Consider the following 19,203-nt stretch of genomic DNA (forward strand, 5'->3'; position numbering starts at 1 on the left):
CGGTTCACCGGCGCCTAGTGAAGCCCTTCGAGTCTTCCCGACCCGGACGGCACTGTCAGTGGGTGATGACAGCCTGGACCCATGACGAACACAACGGCGTTCGACTGGCGGCCCTTCCTGGACGAGTGGAGCGGGGAGTGGGCGGACTCCCTGCCCGAGGGGGAGACGCGGAGCGCGGACGACACAGCCGCCCGGTGGTCTCGCCGGCTGGGGTTCCCGCCCGCCGACGAGGCGCGGATCGCGGCGGCGGAGGCGCGCCTGGGCCGCCGCCTGCCCCCGTCGTACCGGGACTTCCTGATGGCCAGTGACGGGTGGCGGCACGCGGGCGGATTCGTGTGGCTGCTCGCGGGCACCGCAAAGGCGCGCTGGCACGACGACGCGTCGGGCCTGGCGGACATGTTCGAGGAGGACCTGGACGAGGACGCCGGGCCGCAGGAGCGGCGGGAGGCGGGCATCTGGCGGCGCGGACTGCAGCTCGACGTCGAGTCCGACGCCACCTACGTCCTCATGGACCCGGAGGACGTGGACGAGGACGGTGAGTGGGCCGTGTACACCTGGGCGGGCTGGCGGGCCGCACCGCCCGAACGGCACGCGAACTTCGGTGCGTTCATGCGGGAGATGCACCGCGAGTTCCACCGCCTGCGCGCCTGCCCGGGGGAAGGGGAGCCGGAGTTCGTCAACGGCACGACGCGCAGGCTCGACGCGCTCGTCGAGGAGGCCCGTCTTGAGGCGCTGCGCGGCGACTGGGAGGGAGCCTTGCGGCTCCTGGACGAGGCCAAGGCGTACGGCAGACCGCGAGCCGCCGGACTCGGCGACCAGATACGCCGTCTGCTCGGCAAGACCTACATGGTGAACTTCGACGGCCTGGCCGCGGACCCGCGGTACGCGCCCGAGCTGTTGCCCCTGCTGACCGCCGAGGCGTACGTGACGGGACCGGCGCGGACGATGCTCGACGGGATGCGGAAGGGCACGTACGCGTACACGGCGCCCGGACCGTTCGGAGCGGCGGTCGAGCGGGCGCGGGAGCTGGCCCGGTGGGGAGACACGGACGCGGCCTGGCGGGAGCTGACGAGCGCCCTGCCCCGGTGGGAGCCGCTGGGACCGGATCACCTGGCGCCGGTGGGGTGGATCGCGGACCCGCTCCTCGGGTCGCTGCTGACCGAGGAGCGGGGGCGCGAGCTGCTGTCCACGCCCAGGGGCGGTCAGGCCGGTGAGGCACCCGGGCCGACGCCGCCGCTGGACCCGCCCGGCCTGGCATGGCTCGCCGAGCCGGACCCGGGCAACAGCCGCACGTGCTACCGGTTCGTACTGGTCGAAGGGGTCGAGCCCGGGGAGTTGCCGACGCGGCTCGCGGACAGGGACGGCGCCGTGCTCAACGACCCCATGACCTCCTGGGAGGCGCGGCACGGCTCGTCGCGCGGCCGCGGGGAGTTCCCGTCGTACGAGGACCGGGCGCTCCTCGCGGTCGGCCGGGCGGGCGCCGGCTGGAGTTTCGCCTTCGACGGCGACCCCGCCCCCTTCGACCGGCAGCGGTTCGTCTCCCCCGCGGCCGCCGCCTGTGCGGGCACTCGGGCGGTGGCGGTGTGGAGCGGGCTGAGAACGCGGCACGGAGAACCCTTCTTCCACCTCTCGGTGGCCCGGGACGGTGTCGAGCAGTACGCCTTCACGTACGGCGAGGGGGAGATCCGGGAGAGCGGGCAGATACCGAGGACGCTGCGCCCGGACCAGTACTTCGGTGACCCGGGCGACGGCGCCGACGATGCGGAACGGGCGCTGCTGGCGGCGGTGGGCGAGGAGTTCGGTGTCCACCTGCCCCGGCAGGCGCTCGTGCACGGGAGGCTGCACACCTGTACCAGCCGCTCCTGGACCCGTCCACCGAGGGACGGGGAGGGCTACGTGGAAGTGCGCGTGTACATGTAGGTGATGGGGCGGGCTGATCGTCGCCGGGGCTCAGTCCTCGACGAGGACGGGTACCGGTCCCGCGACCGCCGACGGCGGACTGGCCGCACCGGAGAAGTTGTTCTCGACCTCCGCCTTCTCCGCGGCGTTCGGGTACGGATTGGTGCACGGGACGCCCGCGCTCGATCCGGACATCAGACTGGAGCACGGCCCGGGTTTGCGGTCCGGCAGCCCCAGGATGTGACCGAGTTCGTGGGACGAGATGCGTACGGTGTTGTAGCCCTCGTTCACCGCCTGACGTCCGATCCAGACGGTGCCCTTGCCCAGAGACGTGGGGAGGGCGCGCGGCCAGCCGTCGTCGGCCAGTATCCGGATGTCGGCCCGCTGTCCGGCCGGAACCGGACGCAGCTCGGCACCCTCGACGCTGTCGTTCCAGATGGCCGCGCCCTGGTCGACCGCGGACCGGAACTCCGCGGAGCCGCTCGCGTCATAGGTGAGAACCCGGGCTGCGGCCGGTGAGCCCGCGGCCACGGCCTGGCCGCTCAGCAGCGGCAGCGACATCAGCGCCGCCGCGAGACATCCGGTCAGTGTGCGGACGTGCATGCTCGACCTCCTTGTGGGGGAGAGGAGTCGTGCTCATGGCATCACCATGACATCACCTGGCTCCCTGCCCATGGGGCGGCGCTGTCAATCAGTCAATATGTGAGCGGCCCCGGCCCGTTCGTGACGGGCAGCCGAGCAGGGCGCCGTGCACGTACGATGCCTGGATGTCCGAGCCGTTGCGCACGAGCCGCCGCAGATGGGTTGCCGCGTGCGCGGTGACGGGTGCGGTGGGCCTCGTCGCCACCGCGGTGCTGAACGCCTCCTCCACTCCGGAGCCTCGGACCGAGGAGCCCGTCAGCGCCGTGTGCGCCGAACGCATCGCGGACCTCGAGAGGCAACTGGCCAGGGCCGGGCGGGAGGGCGAGGACGGGGTGCTGACGTTCTCGCGCGTCAAGGGCGGTGCCGCGGACGACTGCGACGAGGAGATCCGGGACCACTTCGGCGGCGGTCGGTGAGCCGCGGAACCGTAACCGCGGCCCACCCCGTCGCGCGTCTACTCCTCCTGCCTCACCGGGGTCAGCTCGTCGGGAAGTCGTCGGCTGTGCTGATACGGCTCTTCAGCAAAGCGCCGGACTCGGTCAGCACGCCGCTGCTGCTGTAGTCGGTGCCCTCGCAGGTGCCCGGCTTGAACGCGGCGCTGCCCTCGTCGGCGTCGGAGTACGTCCAGTTCGCATAACTGATCTTGAGCCGGTCGAGCAGATCCAGCCAGGCGATGCTGCCGTCCCGGTCCACCGCACCACCGCCGGTGGCGCTCACCGTTCCGAACTCCGAGACGAACAGGGGGAGTTGGGTGGCCGCCCGGCTCACCGCCGCCCGGTAGGCGTCCTTGTGGCTGGCGGCGTAGAAATGGAACGCGTACATGATGTTGGTCGCGTTCACCGGGTTGTTGACCACCTCGCTCTCGTTCGCGCCGTCCGAGACACCCAGAGAGGACCAGCCGCGGGTGCCGACGATGACGACGGCGTCCGGGTCGGCGGCCCGGATCACCGGGATGACCTGCTCGGCGTAGCTCTTCACGGCCGTCCAGCTCACCCCGTTGGGCTCGTTGGCGATCTCGTAGATCACGTTCTTCTTGTCCGCGTTGCGGGCGGCGACGGAGGAGAAGAACGTCTTGGCGCGGTCGAGGTTGTAGTTCGGGTCGCCCGGCGTCAGGGTGTGGAAGTCGATCACCGCGTACATGCCGCGGGCCTCGGCCATGTCGACCAGGCCGTTCACCCGGCTGGTGAAGCCCGCCGGGTCGGTTTCGTAGCCCTCCTCCTGGACGTACATGGCGACGCGGAGCAGGTCCGACTTCCAGTCCTGCGCCAGGGCGTCCAGGGACGCGTCGCCGTAGCACTGGCCGAACCACTGGATGCCGTGCGTGCTCATGCCGCGCAGTTGTATCGGGCGGTCGTACTGATTGCACAGATGCACACCGCAGACGTGCAGTTGGCCGTTGACGGCAGCCGGTGTTCCGGTCGCGGGCGGATCGGTCGGCGGGTCCGTCGGCGGATCGGTGACGGACCCGGTGCAGGTCACGCCGTTGAGCGTGAAGGACGCGGGCGAGGGATTGGCGCCCGTGAAGGACCCTACGAACCCCAGGTCGGCCGAGGCGCCGGTGGACAGGGTGCGGTTCCAGTCGACGCCGTCGGCGGTGACGGCGGAGCCGGACTGCGACCAGGCCGCGTTCCAGCCCTGGACGACCTTCTGCCCGGCGTCCGGCATCGTGAACCCGAGCGTCCACCCGCTGACGGAATCACCGAGATTGGTGATCTTCACCCCGGCCTGGAAGCCGCCCTCCCACTGGCTGGTGATCGTGTACTCGGCCGTGCAGCCGGTTGCGGCCTGCGCCGGAGGGCCGGCGAGCGCTGTCAGGCCGACGATCGAGACGCCGGTCGCGAGCAGGGCCAAAAGGCGTTTCAAAGCGTTCCTCCTCGTGCGAAGCGGACACAACGCGATGGGAGCGCTCCCAAAGCCCATCGGCCCGAGACCGTACACCCGCACGCCGGTGCGCGACAGGTGTCGGAACGCCGAACTCCTCGCCCGGAGGGTGCGATCGGCCCCTGCTGCCGTCAGGTACCGGTGGTGGACGCGTGGCGGGCCAACTCGGCGGCCAGGCGCCGCATCACCGTGCGGTCGGCGCGCCGCATCGTCATCCGTACGACGGGTGCGAGCAGCCGGTCGGCGAGCGGGGCGCGTACCCAGGAGTAGGTGAACGAGACGCGGGCCCCGCCGGTCGGCAGCGCTTCCACGTCGTAGGTTCCGTGGGCCACGCGCCGGCCCGCGGCGCTGATGTTCCGTTCCACGATGCGTCGTGGCGCCTCGGCCTCGACCACCTCGATGTCGACGTCGGTCTTCCGGCCGCCCAGCGTGGCGGTGACGGCGGCGCGCGAACCGATGCCGCGGGCGGGGCCGGCGCAGTGCCAGTCGGTGAGGAAGTGATTCGTGAATCGCTCGTGGTGCGCCATGACGTCGAGGAAGTCGTAGACCTGCTCGGGCGTCTGGGGCACGGCGATAGACACAGTGACAGGCTTCATGTACCACACGGTACACGTGCGATGTACCACTTGGTACACTTGCTCCGTGGCGACAAGGGACGATCCGCAGCCCCCGCGGGGCCCCGCCCGAGGGGCGCAAGGCGACCGGCGCGCGTGGCTGGTGGAGGCCGCCGTCGACCACGTCGCGGCGCACGGCATCGCCGACCTCAGCCTGCGTCGGCTGGGCTCCGCGATCGGCGTCAGCCATCGCATGCTGATCCACTACTTCGGCTCCAAGGAACAGCTGCTCGTCGAGATCGTGCGGGCGTCGGAGCGACGCCAGCGCGCGTTGCTGTCCCGGCTTCGCGCCGAGCCCGGTCGCTCGCCCGCCGATGTCGCGCGGCAGCTGTGGCGGCAGTTGACGGATCCCGGACTGGCCGGTCAGGAACGGCTGTTCTTCGAGATCTGCGGGCAGGCGCTGCGCGGCCGGCCCGAGGCCGCTCCGGTCCTCGAGGGGCTCGTGGGGGACTGGCTGGAGCCGCTCGTGCGTGCCGAGGTCGAGGCCGGTGCGTCGCCGGACGAGGCCCAAAATCGCGCCAGGCTGGGTCTCGCCACCGTCCGCGGCCTGCTCTTCGACCTGCTCGCCACCGGTGACCGCGCCGGAGTCGACTCGGCGATGGAGGAGTTCCTCCGGTTGTACTACGGTCCCGGGGCGAGCGGGCAGGCGTTCTTGGGCGGTCGCTGACGGCTGGGCGCGAGCGCTACGACGCCGCGGACCGGCGCTCCAGTTGCCCCCGGCGCAGTGCGGAGCGGCCCGCGAACCGTGCGGAGGCGCCCAGTTCCTCCTCGATCCGGATGAGGCGGTTGTACTTGGCCGTGCGGTCGGAGCGGGAGAGCGAGCCGGTCTTGATCTGACCGCAGCCGGTCGCCACCGCGAGATCCGCGATGGTGGTGTCCTCCGTCTCGCCGGAGCGGTGCGACATGACCACGGTCCAGCCCGCCTCGTGCGCCGTGGCCACGGTCGCCAGTGCCTCGGTGAGGGTTCCGATCTGATTGACCTTGACCAGGACCGAGTTGCCGACGCCGGTACGGATGCCCTCGCGCACGAGCGTCTCGTTGGTGCAGAACACGTCGTCGCCGGTGAGCTGGCAGCGGTCGCCGACGCGGCCGGTCAGCTCGCGCCAGCCGTCCAGATCGTCCTCGGCCATCGGGTCCTCGACGGAGACGACCGGGTAGGCGTCGATGAGCGCGGCCAGGTAGTCGGCGTGCTCGGCGGGGGACCGGCGCACCCCCTCGCCGGCGTAGTCGTACCCGCCGTCGCGGAAGAACTCCGAGGACGCCGGGTCCATGACCAGGCCGATGTCCGCGCCGGCGCGGTAGCCGGTGCGCTCGATGGCGGTCACCACGAAGTCGAGGGCCTCCTCGGCGGTGCGCAGCGCGGGCGCGAAGCCACCCTCGTCGCCCACGCCGGTGGAGTGCCCGGCGGCCAGCAGATCGCGGCGCAGGGTGTGGAAGACCTCGCTGCCCATGCGGACGGCTTCGGCGAACGTGTCGGCGCCCACGGGCGCGATCATGAACTCCTGGAAGTCCAGTGGATTGTCGGCGTGGGCACCGCCGTTGACGATGTTCATCATCGGCAGCGGCAGAAGGTGCGCGTCGGTGCCGCCGAGGTAACGGTAGAGAGGCTGACGGCGGGCCGCCGCGGCGGCCTTGGCGGCGGCGAGGGAGACGCCGAGGATCGCGTTGGCGCCGAGCCGGGACTTCGTGGCGGTGCCGTCGAGGGAGATCAGCGCGGCGTCGAGACCCGCCTGGTCCGCCGCGTCGCGACCGTGTACGGACGCCGCGATCTCCCCGTTCACATGGGCCACCGCGCGGTCGACGCCCTTGCCGTGCCAGCGGGTGGGGTCTTCGTCGCGCAGCTCCACCGCTTCCCGGGCGCCGGTGGAGGCGCCGGACGGGACGGCTGCCCGCCCCAGGGAACCGTCTTCCAGGACGACGTCGACCTCGACCGTGGGGTTGCCGCGGCTGTCGATGATCCGGCGGGCGGTGACGGTCTCGATCGCCGCGGCGGGTTCGACTGCTGTAGCGGGCATGGGAGTTCCTTCCCTTTGTCGGTGCCGTGACCCGGCTGCGGCAACGCTGGCGCGGAGCCCGGCAGAACCAGACTCTACAGCAATGCTGCTCAGTTTGGCTGATCAGTATGGCTGTGCAGGTAGGCTGTGCAGCGGTGCTGTGCAGATTGGCTGTGCAGGTCAGATGAACAGCTTTGCTGGTCAGCGGGGGTAAGATGCCCCATGCCCACCCCGGAAGCCGCCGCCATCGCCGCCGAACTGCGCACCGCGATGAGCAAGCTCACCCGACGCGTCAAGCACGAGGACCGCATCCCGTTGGGCCAGGTCGCCGTGCTCGGCGCACTCGACCGCGACGGTGCCATGACCACCAGTGAACTCGCTGCCGACCAGCGTGTACGCCCCCAGTCGATGGCGCGGGCGGTGGGCCTTCTCATGGAACAGCACCTGGTCACCCGACGGGCGCACCCCACGGACGGCCGCAAGTCGCTGGTCGAGCTGTCCGACGCGGGCCGCACCGCGCTGGACGCGGAACGCGGCCGCAGGGTCGGCTGGCTCGCGCAGGCCATCGAGGACGAACTCACGGACAGGGAACGAGCGTTGCTGGCAGAGAGCGCCGCCCTCCTGGATCGGCTTGCCACGCGCTGACGCCGTGACCGGTACCGCTCACCCCTGTTCGCGCAGTCCCCAGGGCGATCCGTACTCGGTGAGCAGGTCGAGGAACGGGCGGGCGGGCAGGGCCTCGGGGCCGAGGACACCTTCGCCGGACCAGGCCCCGGTGGAGAGCAGTTCGAGGGCGACGACCGGGTTGACGGCCGTCTGCCAGACGACGGCCTGCGACCCGTACTCGCGCATGGACCACTGATTGTCGACCACGTGGTACAGGTAGACCTCGCGGGCCTTGCCGTCCTTGGTCCCCTTGACCCAGGTGCCCGCGCAGGTCTTCCCGGTCATCCTGTCGCCCAGCGTCGCGGGGTCGGGAAGGCACGCGGCGACCACGTCACGCGGGGAGACCCGCACCGGTCCGTCCTCGCCCGGCACGGTGACCCTGGCGGTCGAGTCCAGCCCCAGTTCGTGCACGGTCTTGAGCCGGGCGATGAAATCGTCGCCGAGGCCGTACTTGAAGGTGACTCGCCGGGCGTCCAACCAGCGGGGGATCAGCAGCACCTCCTCGTGCTCCACGTTCACGCACTCCACCGGTCCGATCCCCTCGGGGAAGTCGAACACCTCCGGTTCACTGAAGGGGGCGGTGGTGAACCAGCCACGATCCTTCTCATAGACCACCGGCGGGTTCAGACACTCCTCGATCGTGGTCCAGATGCTGAAGGAGGGGGCGAACTCGTACCCCTCCACGGTGAGGTCGGCACCGTCGCGGACGCCGATCTCGTCGATCTCGTCGAAGAGTTCGTCCGCGGCGTACCGGGCGAAGACGTCGGACAGACCTGGTTCGACCCCCATACCCACCAGGGCCGTGCGCCCCGACTGCGCCCAGCGCTCGGCCAGTTCGAACTGCGCGTCGCCGAGCTTCACCCCGCACTCCTCGTACGGGCGGGAGGCGTGCGGAGCGGACAGCGACATGGCCATGTCCACGTAGTGGACCCCGGTGGCGAGGGCCGCCCGGAACAAGGGCATCACGAACCGCGGATCGGTCGCGTTCAGCAGGAGGTCGCACCGGTGTTCCGTGAGCGCCTTCCGCACCGCGGCCTCGTCCGAGGCGTCGAGGCAGAGGGCACTGAACCGCTCATCCCGTCCCGGCAGCGCGTCGACCGCCGCACGCGCGCGGGAGTGGTCGTAGTCGGCCACGACCATGTGGGTCAGAAACTTCCGGCGGGCCACGATCCGGGTGACGGCCGTGCCGACACCGCCCGCACCGACGAGGAGGACGCGCATGACGGAGACCTTTCGTGCGGGAGGCCGCTGCCTCCGGAGCGACCCCGATGCAACAGGACCCACCGTTGTAAGGTCAACCGTGTTGGCATAAGGACGGGAGCGGGCGGATGCCGAAGAAGGTGGTGCCCGAGGAGGCGCGCCGCAGGCGCAGGCCGACGCGGCAGGGGGCGGTGCTCTCGGAGGGCCTGATCGTGCGGACCGCGCTGCGGATGCTGCGCGAGCACGGCACCGGCGGACTGACCGCCCGGCGCCTGGGCGCGGCACTGGGGGCGGACCCGAGCACCCTGTACCGCTACTTCGCCGGCATGGACGACCTGGCACGGGCCGTGGGCAACGAGCTGATGGGGCGAGCCCTGGACGGGTGGACGGCGGAGGGTGACTGGCGCGCGGACCTGCGCTCCCTCGGTCTCGCCCTGCACGCCTCGTACCTCGCCCACCCGCAGGCGGCCGTGCTCACCGCCAGCCGGGTGAGCGGACGGCCGCGCGAGATCGCCGTGGACGAGGCGATCCTCGGTCTCCTGCGGGGCGCCGGACTGACCGATCGGGCCGCGGTCCGCTTCTACCACGCGTTCATCGACCTGGCCCTCGCCTTCGCGGCGCTCGACGCGGGTTCACTGGCCCTTCCGGAAGAAGCCCGCAGGGCCGACGAGGACATGTGGGGAACCACCTACGCCCGGCTGCCCGCCGAGACCCACCCGAACATCGCCGCGACCGCCGGCCGGCTCGCGGCCCGCATGCCGCACAGCGCCTACCCCGTGGTCCTGGACACCCTGCTGGACGGCATCGCCGCCGAGCTGACCGGGACGGCATCGGAGGCGTGAGGCGAGTACGCGGATCCCGGTAGCATTCCGCCGGCGGCAGCCGACTCTTCACGGGAGCACTCACCGACATGCGCGGACGACCCGGCCACGACCCCAGCACTCCTCCCGCGGCGCGGCACGACTGGTGGGGCGTCGTGCTGGAGGCACCGGATCCGCGGGCGCTCGCACACTTCTACTCGGAGCTGCTGGACTGGCCCATCGTGAAGGAGGATCCCGACGGAGCAGCCGTCGCACCGCCGGAAGGCGTGGGCTACCTCGCCTTCCAGCTCTCGGACGGGTACGTCCCTCCCGTGTGGCCGGCGCAGCGTGGAGCCCAGCGGATCACCATGCACCTCGACTTCGAAGTGGTCGATCTGCGGGCCGCCGTGGTGCACGCACTCGAACTGGGCGGGCGCGAGGCCGACCACCAGCCGCAGGACAACGTCAGAGTGATCCTCGATCCGGCCGGCCACCCGTTCTGCCTCTACCGGGACGAGACGAGCAGCGGCTGACGGACCAGCAGGTGACGATCCGTAGGTGTGAATCAACCCTGAGCGGCAACTCGAAGGTCATCGAAGGAGATACCCGCTGATCCACGACAGTTCGGGAGGAAGCATGGCGACCTACAGCAGAACGGGAGCCCGAAAGGGCGGCAGGACCAGCGGGCTGGCGATCGCCGGACTGGTATGCGGCATCGTCGGACTCCTCATCCTGCCGATCGTCCTGGGCCCGCTCGCGATCGTCTTCGGTGCGGTGGCGCTGCGGCAGACCGGATCCTCCATGGCCAAGTGGGCACTCGGCCTCGGAGTGGCCGACATCCTGCTCATGATCGTGATGTTCGCCGTCGCGGCCAACAACGGCGGCAGCTTCTCCTGGCACATCGGCTGACGCCGCTCGGACTCGGCTGCTCGTCACCGGCGGGGGCCTCAAGTGGTGTCGTTCCGGTCGTCGAGGTCCATCGGGACGACCGGATCCGAGATGTCGAGCGACACCGCCGACAGCGGGCAGCCGACGCACGTCAGCACCCAACCCTCGGCCCTCTGCTCCGGAGTGAGACAGGTGTCTTCGGGCTGCGTGACCTCTCCGCCGCGCACGCGCAGCATGCATGCGCCGCAGGTGCCGACGGTGCACGAGTACGGCATGGGCAGACCCGCGGCGAGCCCGGCATCGAGCAGTGTCTGGCCGGGTTCGACCACGGTCGCGCCGAGGAGGCTCCCGTCCGCCTCGACGCTCAACTCCTGGGGTGCCTCGGCGGCGACAGCGGTGGCGGCGCCGGTGAAGCGCTCCCTGTGCGCGCGCTCGTCCGGCACCCCGAGACGTCGCAGGACGTCCTGGACGGTGTCCATCAGTGCCTCGGGACCGCAGACGAAATGACGGGTGCCGTCGGACAGGGGCAGCCCCGTCACCCACCGGCGGACGCCTTCGGCGTCGAGTCGGCCGCCGCGGGTGGTGAGGACGTGCGTGACCGACAGCCGGTCCGGACGGTCCTTCTCGATCCGGGTCAACTCCGCGCCGAAGATGATGTCTTCGGGACGGCGGCTGCTGTAGAGGAGATCGATCCGGCCGGCCGGTGCGGGATCGGACAGGCGGGTCCGGATCATGCTCATCATGGGCGTGATGCCGCTGCCGGCCGCGATGAGCACCAGGTGCTCGGGGGCCGGTGCCGGGGCGTGGAAGGTGCCCGAGGGACCGCGTACCGCGAGGCGGTCCCCGGGGCGCAGGGCGCGGTGGGCGTGCGTGGAGAAACAACCGCCCTCCACCAGTTTGACGGTGAGTTCCAGCCGGGTGGCGCCGGGGACCGAGGAGGCCGAGTAGGCACGCCGCACCGGGCTGCCGGCCACGTCCGTGACCAGGGTGAAGAACTGCCCGGGACGAAAGTCGAACGGCTCGGCCTCTCCGTCCGCGTCCTCGAGCACCAGGGTTCGGACTGAAGGAGTCTCCTCGCGTATCTCGTGGATGCGCACGGGCCGCAGGGGACTCCCCGCCGCCTCGCCCCCGTTCGCGTCGCCGCGCGCCGTGGTGACGGGGGCGCGGACGCCGTCGTACCCCTCTTTGCGCAGCCCGGAGACGTACGCCCGGTCCACGACCTTCCGCAGCAGCCGGCTCACCCCGGGGACCGCGGTGATCAGCTTGATCAGCCGTGCCGACGCGCGCCCGGACTCCGCCGAGTCGGCGGCCAGGTGGGCGCTGCCCAGGGCCATCATGTCGGGGGCCCGACGGTGGACGGCCCGTCCTGCGGGCGTCCACAGACGCGCACCGGCCACCGCGTCGTTCCCGCGCACCTCGGCGTACTCCACGTCGACGAGGAGGGCGAGATGCGGTGGCACACCGCGCAGCGCCATCGTCCGCAGCAGTGCGGCGTCGTCGGTGATCGCGGCGCGTCCGTGGACGTGCAGCACCCCGCTGCGGCCGGGGACGAGTGCGGCGAGGGAGAGCCGGTCGTCCCGCAGCAGGTTGTGCAGGGTGTCCGCGCGTCTGTTGCCCCTGCGGTCGGCCAGCACCAGGGTGCGGCCGTCCAGGATGCGGGCCACCGGCTGCCGCTCCCCGCGCGGGCTGGTGTCGCTGCCGCCGTCCGCGTCCCACGTGGAGAGGGCCAGGAAGGGGGACGCGGCCAGGAAGTCGCCCACACCGGGGCCGAACAAGGGTCCCTCGCCGGGTGCCGGCCCGGCCGCCCGGCACGGAGCGGGCGGCTCCCACAATCCGGCGCGGATGACGGCCTGTGCGCAGTGCACGTACGCCTCGGTGACGTCCACCGCGGTCTCGCCCTCGAGGGCGGATGCGGTGCCGTTGACGCGCAGCACCTCGCCCACACCGGGCAGCAGGAAGAAGAGCGAGACCGGGCCCGGTACGACGGCTGACGCGGGAGCGGTGAAGGAGAAGCGCCGCGGGGAGTGGACGCGCGCGAACCCGGGCCTGCCGCCGACGAAGGTGGTCCGGGCGGTGCCGTCGCCGTCCCGGTGGCCGAAGGCGGCGACGGGACTGATGGCCAGGACGTCGCGACAGCCCGCGTCGAGGCTGCCGATCTGCTTGCGCGTGATCATCGCGGCCGGGCGGCCGACGACCGCTTCGACCTGGTCCACGGAGGTGAGCCGGTGCAACGAGCCCGGCCGGAGTGTGTGCTGGTGCATGACAGTCCTGTTCAGCCGGGGGTCGACCGGCCCAGTCGCCAGTAGCCGTAGAAGGAGACGTCCCGCCTGGGTACGCCACGGTCGTTGACCAGGTGCCGCCGCACGCCGGTGGCCAGCCGGGACTCGCCCGCCACCCACGCGTAGAGGTGGCCTTCGGGCAGTTCGGCCTCGCGGACCGCCGCCAGCGCGAGGGTGCCGGGCCGGATGCTCGCGTCGTCGCGGCTGAGCCAGTGGATGCGCACCCCGGCCGGGGCCGGGACGGGCCGGACGTCGGCCGCCGTCGCCACTTCCGCGAAGACCTCGGTGGGCGGCGGGTTCGGATCGTCCTCCAGGATCGACAGGATGGCCGGCAGCGCGGTCTCGTCGCCCACCAGCAGCCGCCCTCGGGCATGCCCGGGCAGCCGGTACATGGTCCCCAGGTCGAAGATCCCGGCCGGGTCGCCCGGTCGGACCCGGCGCACCCACGACGACAGGGGCGAGTCGCCGTGCAGGGCGAACTCGATGTCGATCTCCTGCTCCGCGGGCCGCAGACGCCGGACGGTCAGGTTGCGCACCCATGGGCGGGCCGCTTTGGCCATGAGCATGACCTGCACCATCCACCGCTCGTTCGAGGCGGTCGGCATCCTCAGCTCGCTCTGCCCTTCGCGGGTGAAGAAGAGCCGGACAGCCTGGTCGGCACCTCCCGGGACGAGGTCGCGCACGCCGGGCCCGCCCAGGGTGACGCGGGCGAAGCCGGGAGTGAGGGGCTCACACCGCCGCACCTCCAAGGTGATCATCCTGCGCTCCCGCGGGACGCTCACCGGGGGGATCACGTTCGTACCCCTGGATAGTTCTCCATCTTGTTTCCGCAGCTCATGACAGTATTCTGAGCAAAAGCTCAGCTCTTTGGCTACTCGCTTTTCGCCGCCCGGAAGGATCAACGGATGCCGTCCTCCGACCGCCGACTCACCCCACGTCGCAGGCCTCGACAGGTGCGGGCCGAACTCACCCGGGAACGCATCCTGACGGCCGCTGCTCAGGTTTTCGGCGAGTACGGCTACGCCGCCGGCACCACCAACCGGATCGCCGAACGCGCCCGCATGTCCATCGGCTCGCTGTACCAGTACTTCCCGAACAAGGACGCCATCCTTGCCGAGTTGCTGGTCCGGCACATCGACCGCGGCGCCTGGACGGGCACCGAGGAACTGGACATGACCCCCGGCAGCCTGCCGGAGACGGTGCGCGCCCTGGTCCGCGACGCGATCGACCACCATCGCGACGACCCGCAACTCCTGCGGATGATGATCGAGGAAGCACCGGTCTCCGACGACCTGCTCGAAGCGATCGACCGGCACGGCAAGGTGCGGGTGGGGCAGGTGCGCGAGGTGTTCGCCCGACACCCGGACGTCCGGGTGGGGGACCTCGACATGGCCGCCGAACTCGTCGTGGGAACGGTGGAGATGAACACCCACAAGCTCATGGCAAGCCCGCAGCCCGTCCAGGTCGAGAGGCTGGAGACGGAGCTGGTCGCCATGATCACCCGATATCTGAGGGGCGATCAGTAGCACGCCGGCAGGTCGAATTCCCCGCGTCGCGGACCAGGAGCGCGATCTGGACCCGGTTCTCGACCCCCAGCTTGGCGAACAGACTGCCGGTGTGCGCCTTGACCGTCGCGACGGTGATGCGCAGCCGCTCGGCGATCTCCGGGTTGCCCAGCCCGTCCGCGACGGCCCGGGCGGTCTCCCACTCCCGCTCCGTCAGCGCGGACAGCCGTTCGCACGCCGCCTCGCGGGTGCGGTCACGGCTGTGCGAGGAGTCCGGGCCCGTGGCCGCGGCGATCACTCGTGCCGTGGCCGCCGGGGACAGTACCGGATTGCCGTCCGCGACGGTCCGCACCGCGTCGAGGATGCGCCGGGGAGGGGTGTCCTTGAGGACGAAGCCGAGCGCACCGGCACGCAGCGCCCCGAGCACGAGGTCGTCGGAGTCGAAGGTGGTGAGCATCAGCACCCGTGGCGGCGCGGGCCGGGCGAGCAGTTCCCGGGTCGTGTCCAGTCCGTCCCGGCCCGGCATCCGTACGTCCATCAGCACCACGTCGGGCCGCTGCTCGTCCACCACGGCGAGGGCGGCGTTCCCGTCGGCCGCCTCCGCAACGACGGTCAGGTCCGGTTCGCCGTCGATGACCAGCCGCAGGGCCATGCGCACCAGTTGCTCGTCGTCGACGATGACGATCCGTACGGGAACGGGCTCGGGAGCGGGCTCGGAAGCGGGAGCGGGATCGTGTCGGCTGTCCACTCATGCGCCCCTTTCATGGCGGTGGGCGGGGCCGTCCGGCCAGGGCAGCCGTGCGGTGAGGAGGTACCCGCCGTCGGGCGTGGGGCGGTGGCCGAGTTCGCCACCGGCGACGGTGATGCGTTCGCCGAGGCCCAGCAGGCCGAAGCCGGAGGCCGGCGGCCGTGCGGGGCGCAGGGGAGCCGGTCCGTTGCGGACGCCGATGTCGAGCGTGCCGCCCGCGGCGCCGTCGAGGGTGACCCGAACGACCGCGCCGGGGGCGTGCTTGGCGGCGTTGGTCAGCGCCTCCTGGACGATCCGGTAGCAGGTCCGTCCGACGCCGTCGGGCGGGGCCGCGGTCACGGTGCTGGTGAGCCTGACGTCGAGGCCCGAGGCGCGGGTGTCGGCCACCAGCTCGGGAACGCGGTCGAGGGAGGGCTGCGGGGGTTCCGGGCGGCCGGGGTCCGCGCGGAGCACGCCGAGCACCTCCCGCAGCTCCTCCAGTGCCTGGTGGGCCCCCTCGGCGATACCGCGGACCAGGACGCGGTTCTCGTCGGCCGGGAGGTCACCGCGGTGGTCGAGAACCCCGGCCTGCATGGCCACCAGGGAGATGCGGTGAGCGAGGACGTCGTGCATCTCGCGGGCGATCCGGTTGCGTTCCAGGGCACGTACCTGCGCCGCCCGGGCGCTCTGCTCCCGTTCCGCGCTCTCCGCCCGCTCGCGCAGGGACCGCACCTCGACCCGCCGTGCCCCCACCGCCATGCCCGCGGCCACCGCGATCCCCGCGGTCAGCGCCGGCACCACGATCTGGACCCACCCCATCGAGTCGGGCGAACCCTGCACCGCGTAGACCTCGCCGGCCAGCCGTGACGCGGTCACATAGACCAGGACGACGATCCCGATCTCCGCCGGACGGCGGCGGGTGGCGACCGAGCACAGCGCCAACAGCGCGGCGCCCGTGGCGAGCGCCGACACGGTCGAGGCGACCGTGACGGTCACCGCGACCGCGACGGGCCACCGCCGCCGCCACCGGATCACGGTCAGGCAGCCCAGCGCCACCAGCGGATCGCCGACGAGCAGCCAGGAGCCCGGCTCGCCCGACCCGCTCCGCGTCACCGCGAGGGTGGAGAGCCAGACCGGCAGGCTCACGACCGCGGCCACCGTCAGCCGCCATGCGTGCTGCCACGCCCCGAGCCGCGGCACATCGTCCGTGTTCACCATGCCATTGTCGCCACACCGTGCGACCGGTGGATCAGACCGGGGACCGATGCGCCTTGGACCCAGGTCCAACCGGTACCTCTCCCAAGGTCGGAGACGGAGGCGGTCCGCCGGGCCGATGTACCGGCCACCGCCGCCGAACAGACTCGATCACGTGCCGGTCAAGCTCAGGCCCCCCACAGGAGGACACACCTCATGCGCAGAAGCGTGCCCCTCGCTCTGTCCCTCGCTCTCACCGTCGCCGCGTCGGCGGTGACCGCGCTGCCGGCGTCGGCCGACTCGCCCAGGGCAGCGACGACCGCGTCGGCGCCGGGCACCCTGCAGTGGGGTCCGTGCCCCGAGGGCGCCGCCGCGCCCCGCCTGGAGTGCTCAACACTCCGCGTCCCGCTGGACTACCGCGATCCGGACGGCCGGCGGATAGAGATCGCCGTCTCCCGGCTGGCGAGCGAGAAGCCGTCGCAGCGCCGCGGCGTCCTGCTGACCAACCCGGGCGGCCCGGGAGGATCGGGCCTCGTCCACCCGGCCGTGCTGGCCGCCTCGGGGCTGCCGCAGGAGGTGCTCGACTCCTACGACATCGTCGGCTTCGACCCACGCGGAGTCGGCCGCAGCACGCCGGTGACCTGCGACCTGACGCAGGAGCAGCAGTGGCGCGGCAACTTCCCGCCGTACGCGCACACCGCGGCCGACGTCACGCGGGAGGCCGGGAACGCGCGGCAGATCGCCGACCAGTGCGACGACTCGCGGACGGCATGGATGCTGCCGCACATCACCACCGCCAACACGGCACGGGACATGGACCGCATCCGGACGGCCCTGGGCGAACCGAAGCTGTCGTACCTGGGCGCCTCGTACGGCAGTTACCTCGGTGCGGTCTACGCGACGCTGTTCCCGCGGCGCGGTGACCGGATCGTGCTCGACAGCAACATGGGTCCCGGCGGCTACGACGTCACGGCCATGCGGCTGTTCGCCCTAGGGCTGGAAGACCGCTTCCCCGACTTCGCCGCGTTCGCCGTGGCCCACCCCGAATACGGCCTGGGCTCCACGCGGGCAGCGGTCACCGACAAGTACTTCGAGCTCGCGGAGCGGCTGGACGCGAAGCCGTACCGGGGCGTGGACGGGACCGCGTTCCGCGGCCACACCTTCGACAGTCTCTACGCCGACGCCTCCATGCCCCGGCTCGCGGAGTTCTGGCAGGCCGTCGACACGGGCGGGCCGCTGCCGCTGCCGGAGCCGCCCGCGGGCCTGGAGAACCTCATGGCCGCGCGTTTCGCCGTGGTGTGCGGCGACTCGCGCTGGCCCGGGACGCTCCGGGAGTACCAGCGCAGTGTCGCCGTCGACCGGCTCAGGTACCCCATGCTGGGCGGCTCCACGGCGAGCATCAACCCCTGCGCGTTCTGGCCGCGGGAACGGACCGAACCGCCGGTGCGCATCACCGGCAGGGGGCCGTCGAACGTGCTGATGCTGCAGAACGAACGCGACCCGGGCACGCCGCTGGCGGGCGCCAGGGAACTGCGGCGCGCCTTCGGCGGGCGGGCCACGATGGTGACCGCCGACCAGGGCGGTCACGGTGTCTATCCGTACGGTCGCAACACCTGCGCCAACGATGCGGCGACCAGGTTCCTCACCACCGGGGAACGCCCCGCGGGGGACCTCGCCTGCGCGGCACGGCCGAGCGAGTGAACTACCGCGCCCCGGCGGCCAGGGCGGCCAGGTAGTCGTCCAGCAGCTCGACCTGCCGCTGAGGCGTGAACGTCACCGGGTCGAACAGGGCCTGGACCACCAGCCCGAGTACGAAGGACTGCGCGCCCGCCGCGACCTGGGCGGGGTCGCCCGGGGCCAGTTCGCCGCGTTCCTGCGCCGCGGCCACCCGGGCGCGCAGCCTTTCCCGGCTCTCGGCGTACTTGCGGGCGTAGTCGGTGCTCAGATCCGGGTCCGAGAGCGCGGCGTCCCAGGAGGAGACCCAGACGCGGTTGCTGTCCGTGGCCTCGGGGGTCAGCGGCAGGATGTCCAGCAGGGCGTCCCTGAGGGTGGCCGGGCTCCCGGCCCCGCCACCGCGGCGTGGGCGGGAGAGAGTGCGCTGTTCGAGCAGGTCGAGGGCGTAGGCGACCAGAGCGCGCTTGGTGGGGAAGTAGTGGGTGAGCAGACCCGTGGTCGCGCCGAGTTCCGCGGCCACGGCACGCAGGGTCAGGCCCGCGAAACCGCGGGTGGCCATGACCTGCCAGACCGCCGCGGAGACGTCCCGCCGCCGGGCCTCGTGATCTCCCTTGGTGCGTGGCATGCCGCCACGGTACATTGTCATAACAGTCGTTGTGCAAACGGGGAGGCTCTCATGTTCTCGGTGTCGCTCGGTGGCGCTGCTCGACTCGGTCCGCTGGAGGCGTGGCAGGCCGAGGAGTTCGCGGGACATCTGGACCGGGCTCGTGAGCACATCCGCCCCTGGGTCGGGCCCGCCTTCGTCACCGACGACACGGACGGAGCGCGGGCCACGCTCGAGCGGTACGCCGCACGCCAGGCCGCCGACGGTGCCCGCCTGTACGGCCTGTGGAGCGAGGAGGTACTGGTCGGCGGCGTGATGTTCACCCAGTTCGACGCGGCCTTCGGCAACTGCGAGATCGGCTGCTGGCTGGAGCCGTCGGCCGAGGGCCGGGGCCTGATCACGCGGGCCTGCGGCCTGCTCCTGGACTGGGCCTTCACGGTCCGCGGGCTGCACCGGGCCGAATGGCACTGCCGGGCGGACAACGACCGCAGTGCCGCGGTGGCCGAGAGACTCGGCATGACCCTGGAAGGAGTGCGACGCGAGGCGTGGCCGTACGAGGGTGTGCGCTACGACAAGCAGGTCTGGGCGATCCTGGCCGCCGACCGGCGGGCCCGGTCACGGGCACGGTGAGCGGAC

20 protein-coding genes are annotated in these 19,203 nt (G+C 71.8%); 10 read left to right on the forward strand and 10 right to left on the reverse strand.

Annotated elements, in window-relative coordinates:
• Positions 1–81: 81 nt before the first annotated feature.
• A complete protein-coding gene (locus tag ACZ7MF_RS14010; RefSeq protein ID WP_471476932.1) occupies positions 82–1,920 on the forward strand; it encodes an SMI1/KNR4 family protein in 1,839 nt (612 codons plus the stop codon).
• A gap of 30 nt (positions 1,921–1,950) precedes the next feature.
• On the opposite strand, the gene ACZ7MF_RS14015 is transcribed toward ACZ7MF_RS14010, so the two are convergent.
• On the reverse strand, positions 1,951–2,502 hold the full coding sequence (locus tag ACZ7MF_RS14015; RefSeq protein ID WP_471476934.1) for a snapalysin family zinc-dependent metalloprotease: 552 nt from the start codon (positions 2,500–2,502) through the stop codon (positions 1,951–1,953).
• A 164-nt stretch (positions 2,503–2,666) separates the two neighbouring features.
• Here ACZ7MF_RS14015 and ACZ7MF_RS14020 point away from each other — a divergent pair, with 164 nt between their 5' ends.
• A complete protein-coding gene (locus ACZ7MF_RS14020) occupies positions 2,667–2,957 on the forward strand; it encodes a hypothetical protein (RefSeq protein ID WP_471476936.1) in 291 nt (96 codons plus the stop codon).
• Positions 2,958–3,018: 61 nt separating this feature from the next.
• On the opposite strand, the gene ACZ7MF_RS14025 is transcribed toward ACZ7MF_RS14020, so the two are convergent.
• Entirely contained in the window at positions 3,019–4,404 is a 1,386-nt protein-coding gene (locus tag ACZ7MF_RS14025; protein ID WP_471476938.1) for a cellulase family glycosylhydrolase, read from the reverse strand.
• Between the two features lie 149 nt (positions 4,405–4,553).
• Positions 4,554–5,018 carry an SRPBCC family protein gene (locus tag ACZ7MF_RS14030; protein WP_471476940.1) on the reverse strand — a complete coding sequence of 155 codons (465 nt, stop codon included), beginning with the start codon at positions 5,016–5,018 and terminating at the stop codon, positions 4,554–4,556.
• 46 nt (positions 5,019–5,064) lie between these two features.
• Between ACZ7MF_RS14030 and ACZ7MF_RS14035 the strand changes: the two genes are divergently transcribed.
• Complete coding sequence (locus ACZ7MF_RS14035; protein ID WP_471476942.1) at positions 5,065–5,703, forward strand: TetR/AcrR family transcriptional regulator; 639 nt, start codon at positions 5,065–5,067, stop codon at positions 5,701–5,703.
• 16 nt (positions 5,704–5,719) lie between these two features.
• On the opposite strand, the gene eno is transcribed toward ACZ7MF_RS14035, so the two are convergent.
• The gene (gene eno / locus ACZ7MF_RS14040; RefSeq protein ID WP_471476944.1) at positions 5,720–7,051 is read right to left on the reverse strand and encodes a phosphopyruvate hydratase; all 1,332 of its coding nucleotides are present in this window, start codon (positions 7,049–7,051) and stop codon (positions 5,720–5,722) included.
• Between the two features lie 201 nt (positions 7,052–7,252).
• On the opposite strand from eno, the gene ACZ7MF_RS14045 reads away from it, so the two are divergent.
• Entirely contained in the window at positions 7,253–7,675 is a 423-nt protein-coding gene (locus ACZ7MF_RS14045) for a MarR family winged helix-turn-helix transcriptional regulator (RefSeq protein ID WP_471476946.1), read from the forward strand.
• An 18-nt stretch (positions 7,676–7,693) separates the two neighbouring features.
• Here the strand turns inward: ACZ7MF_RS14045 and ACZ7MF_RS14050 are convergent, their stop codons facing one another.
• A complete protein-coding gene (locus tag ACZ7MF_RS14050) occupies positions 7,694–8,917 on the reverse strand; it encodes a saccharopine dehydrogenase family protein (RefSeq protein ID WP_471476948.1) in 1,224 nt (407 codons plus the stop codon).
• A 107-nt stretch (positions 8,918–9,024) separates the two neighbouring features.
• Between ACZ7MF_RS14050 and ACZ7MF_RS14055 the strand changes: the two genes are divergently transcribed.
• The 3 genes from ACZ7MF_RS14055 (at position 9,025) to ACZ7MF_RS14065 (ending at position 10,605) form a co-directional block, all read left to right on the forward strand.
• Positions 9,025–9,738 (forward strand): TetR/AcrR family transcriptional regulator, encoded by a 714-nt coding sequence (locus ACZ7MF_RS14055; protein WP_471476950.1) that lies wholly within the window; start codon positions 9,025–9,027, stop codon positions 9,736–9,738.
• A 68-nt stretch (positions 9,739–9,806) separates the two neighbouring features.
• Positions 9,807–10,229: a VOC family protein gene (locus tag ACZ7MF_RS14060; RefSeq protein WP_471476952.1), complete on the forward strand. Its 423-nt coding sequence runs from the start codon at positions 9,807–9,809 to the stop codon at positions 10,227–10,229.
• A 103-nt stretch (positions 10,230–10,332) separates the two neighbouring features.
• Complete coding sequence (locus tag ACZ7MF_RS14065) at positions 10,333–10,605, forward strand: DUF4190 domain-containing protein (RefSeq protein WP_471476954.1); 273 nt, start codon at positions 10,333–10,335, stop codon at positions 10,603–10,605.
• Positions 10,606–10,643: 38 nt separating this feature from the next.
• On the opposite strand, the gene ACZ7MF_RS14070 is transcribed toward ACZ7MF_RS14065, so the two are convergent.
• A complete protein-coding gene (locus ACZ7MF_RS14070) occupies positions 10,644–12,845 on the reverse strand; it encodes a 2Fe-2S iron-sulfur cluster-binding protein (RefSeq protein WP_471476956.1) in 2,202 nt (733 codons plus the stop codon).
• Positions 12,846–12,856: 11 nt separating this feature from the next.
• Positions 12,857–13,621 carry a siderophore-interacting protein gene (locus tag ACZ7MF_RS14075; RefSeq protein WP_471476958.1) on the reverse strand — a complete coding sequence of 255 codons (765 nt, stop codon included), beginning with the start codon at positions 13,619–13,621 and terminating at the stop codon, positions 12,857–12,859.
• A 147-nt stretch (positions 13,622–13,768) separates the two neighbouring features.
• Here ACZ7MF_RS14075 and ACZ7MF_RS14080 point away from each other — a divergent pair, with 147 nt between their 5' ends.
• Entirely contained in the window at positions 13,769–14,389 is a 621-nt protein-coding gene (locus ACZ7MF_RS14080; RefSeq protein WP_471476960.1) for a TetR/AcrR family transcriptional regulator, read from the forward strand.
• Here ACZ7MF_RS14080 and ACZ7MF_RS14085 read toward each other — a convergent pair.
• Both ACZ7MF_RS14085 and ACZ7MF_RS14090 read right to left on the reverse strand, forming a co-directional pair.
• Entirely contained in the window at positions 14,361–15,116 is a 756-nt protein-coding gene (locus tag ACZ7MF_RS14085) for a response regulator transcription factor (RefSeq protein WP_471476962.1), read from the reverse strand. The two genes, ACZ7MF_RS14080 and ACZ7MF_RS14085, sit on opposite strands and share 29 nt — an antisense overlap.
• Positions 15,117–16,313 carry a sensor histidine kinase gene (locus ACZ7MF_RS14090; RefSeq protein WP_471476964.1) on the reverse strand — a complete coding sequence of 399 codons (1,197 nt, stop codon included), beginning with the start codon at positions 16,311–16,313 and terminating at the stop codon, positions 15,117–15,119.
• 192 nt (positions 16,314–16,505) lie between these two features.
• Between ACZ7MF_RS14090 and ACZ7MF_RS14095 the strand changes: the two genes are divergently transcribed.
• Complete coding sequence (locus tag ACZ7MF_RS14095; protein ID WP_471476966.1) at positions 16,506–17,990, forward strand: alpha/beta hydrolase; 1,485 nt, start codon at positions 16,506–16,508, stop codon at positions 17,988–17,990.
• Position 17,991: 1 nt separating this feature from the next.
• Here the strand turns inward: ACZ7MF_RS14095 and ACZ7MF_RS14100 are convergent, their stop codons facing one another.
• On the reverse strand, positions 17,992–18,588 hold the full coding sequence (locus ACZ7MF_RS14100; RefSeq protein ID WP_471476968.1) for a TetR/AcrR family transcriptional regulator: 597 nt from the start codon (positions 18,586–18,588) through the stop codon (positions 17,992–17,994).
• Between the two features lie 51 nt (positions 18,589–18,639).
• On the opposite strand from ACZ7MF_RS14100, the gene ACZ7MF_RS14105 reads away from it, so the two are divergent.
• Entirely contained in the window at positions 18,640–19,197 is a 558-nt protein-coding gene (locus ACZ7MF_RS14105) for a GNAT family N-acetyltransferase (RefSeq protein WP_471476970.1), read from the forward strand.
• Positions 19,198–19,203 lie beyond the last annotated feature (6 nt).

It is taken from the genome of Streptomyces sp. NPDC111628 (assembly GCF_055635195.1).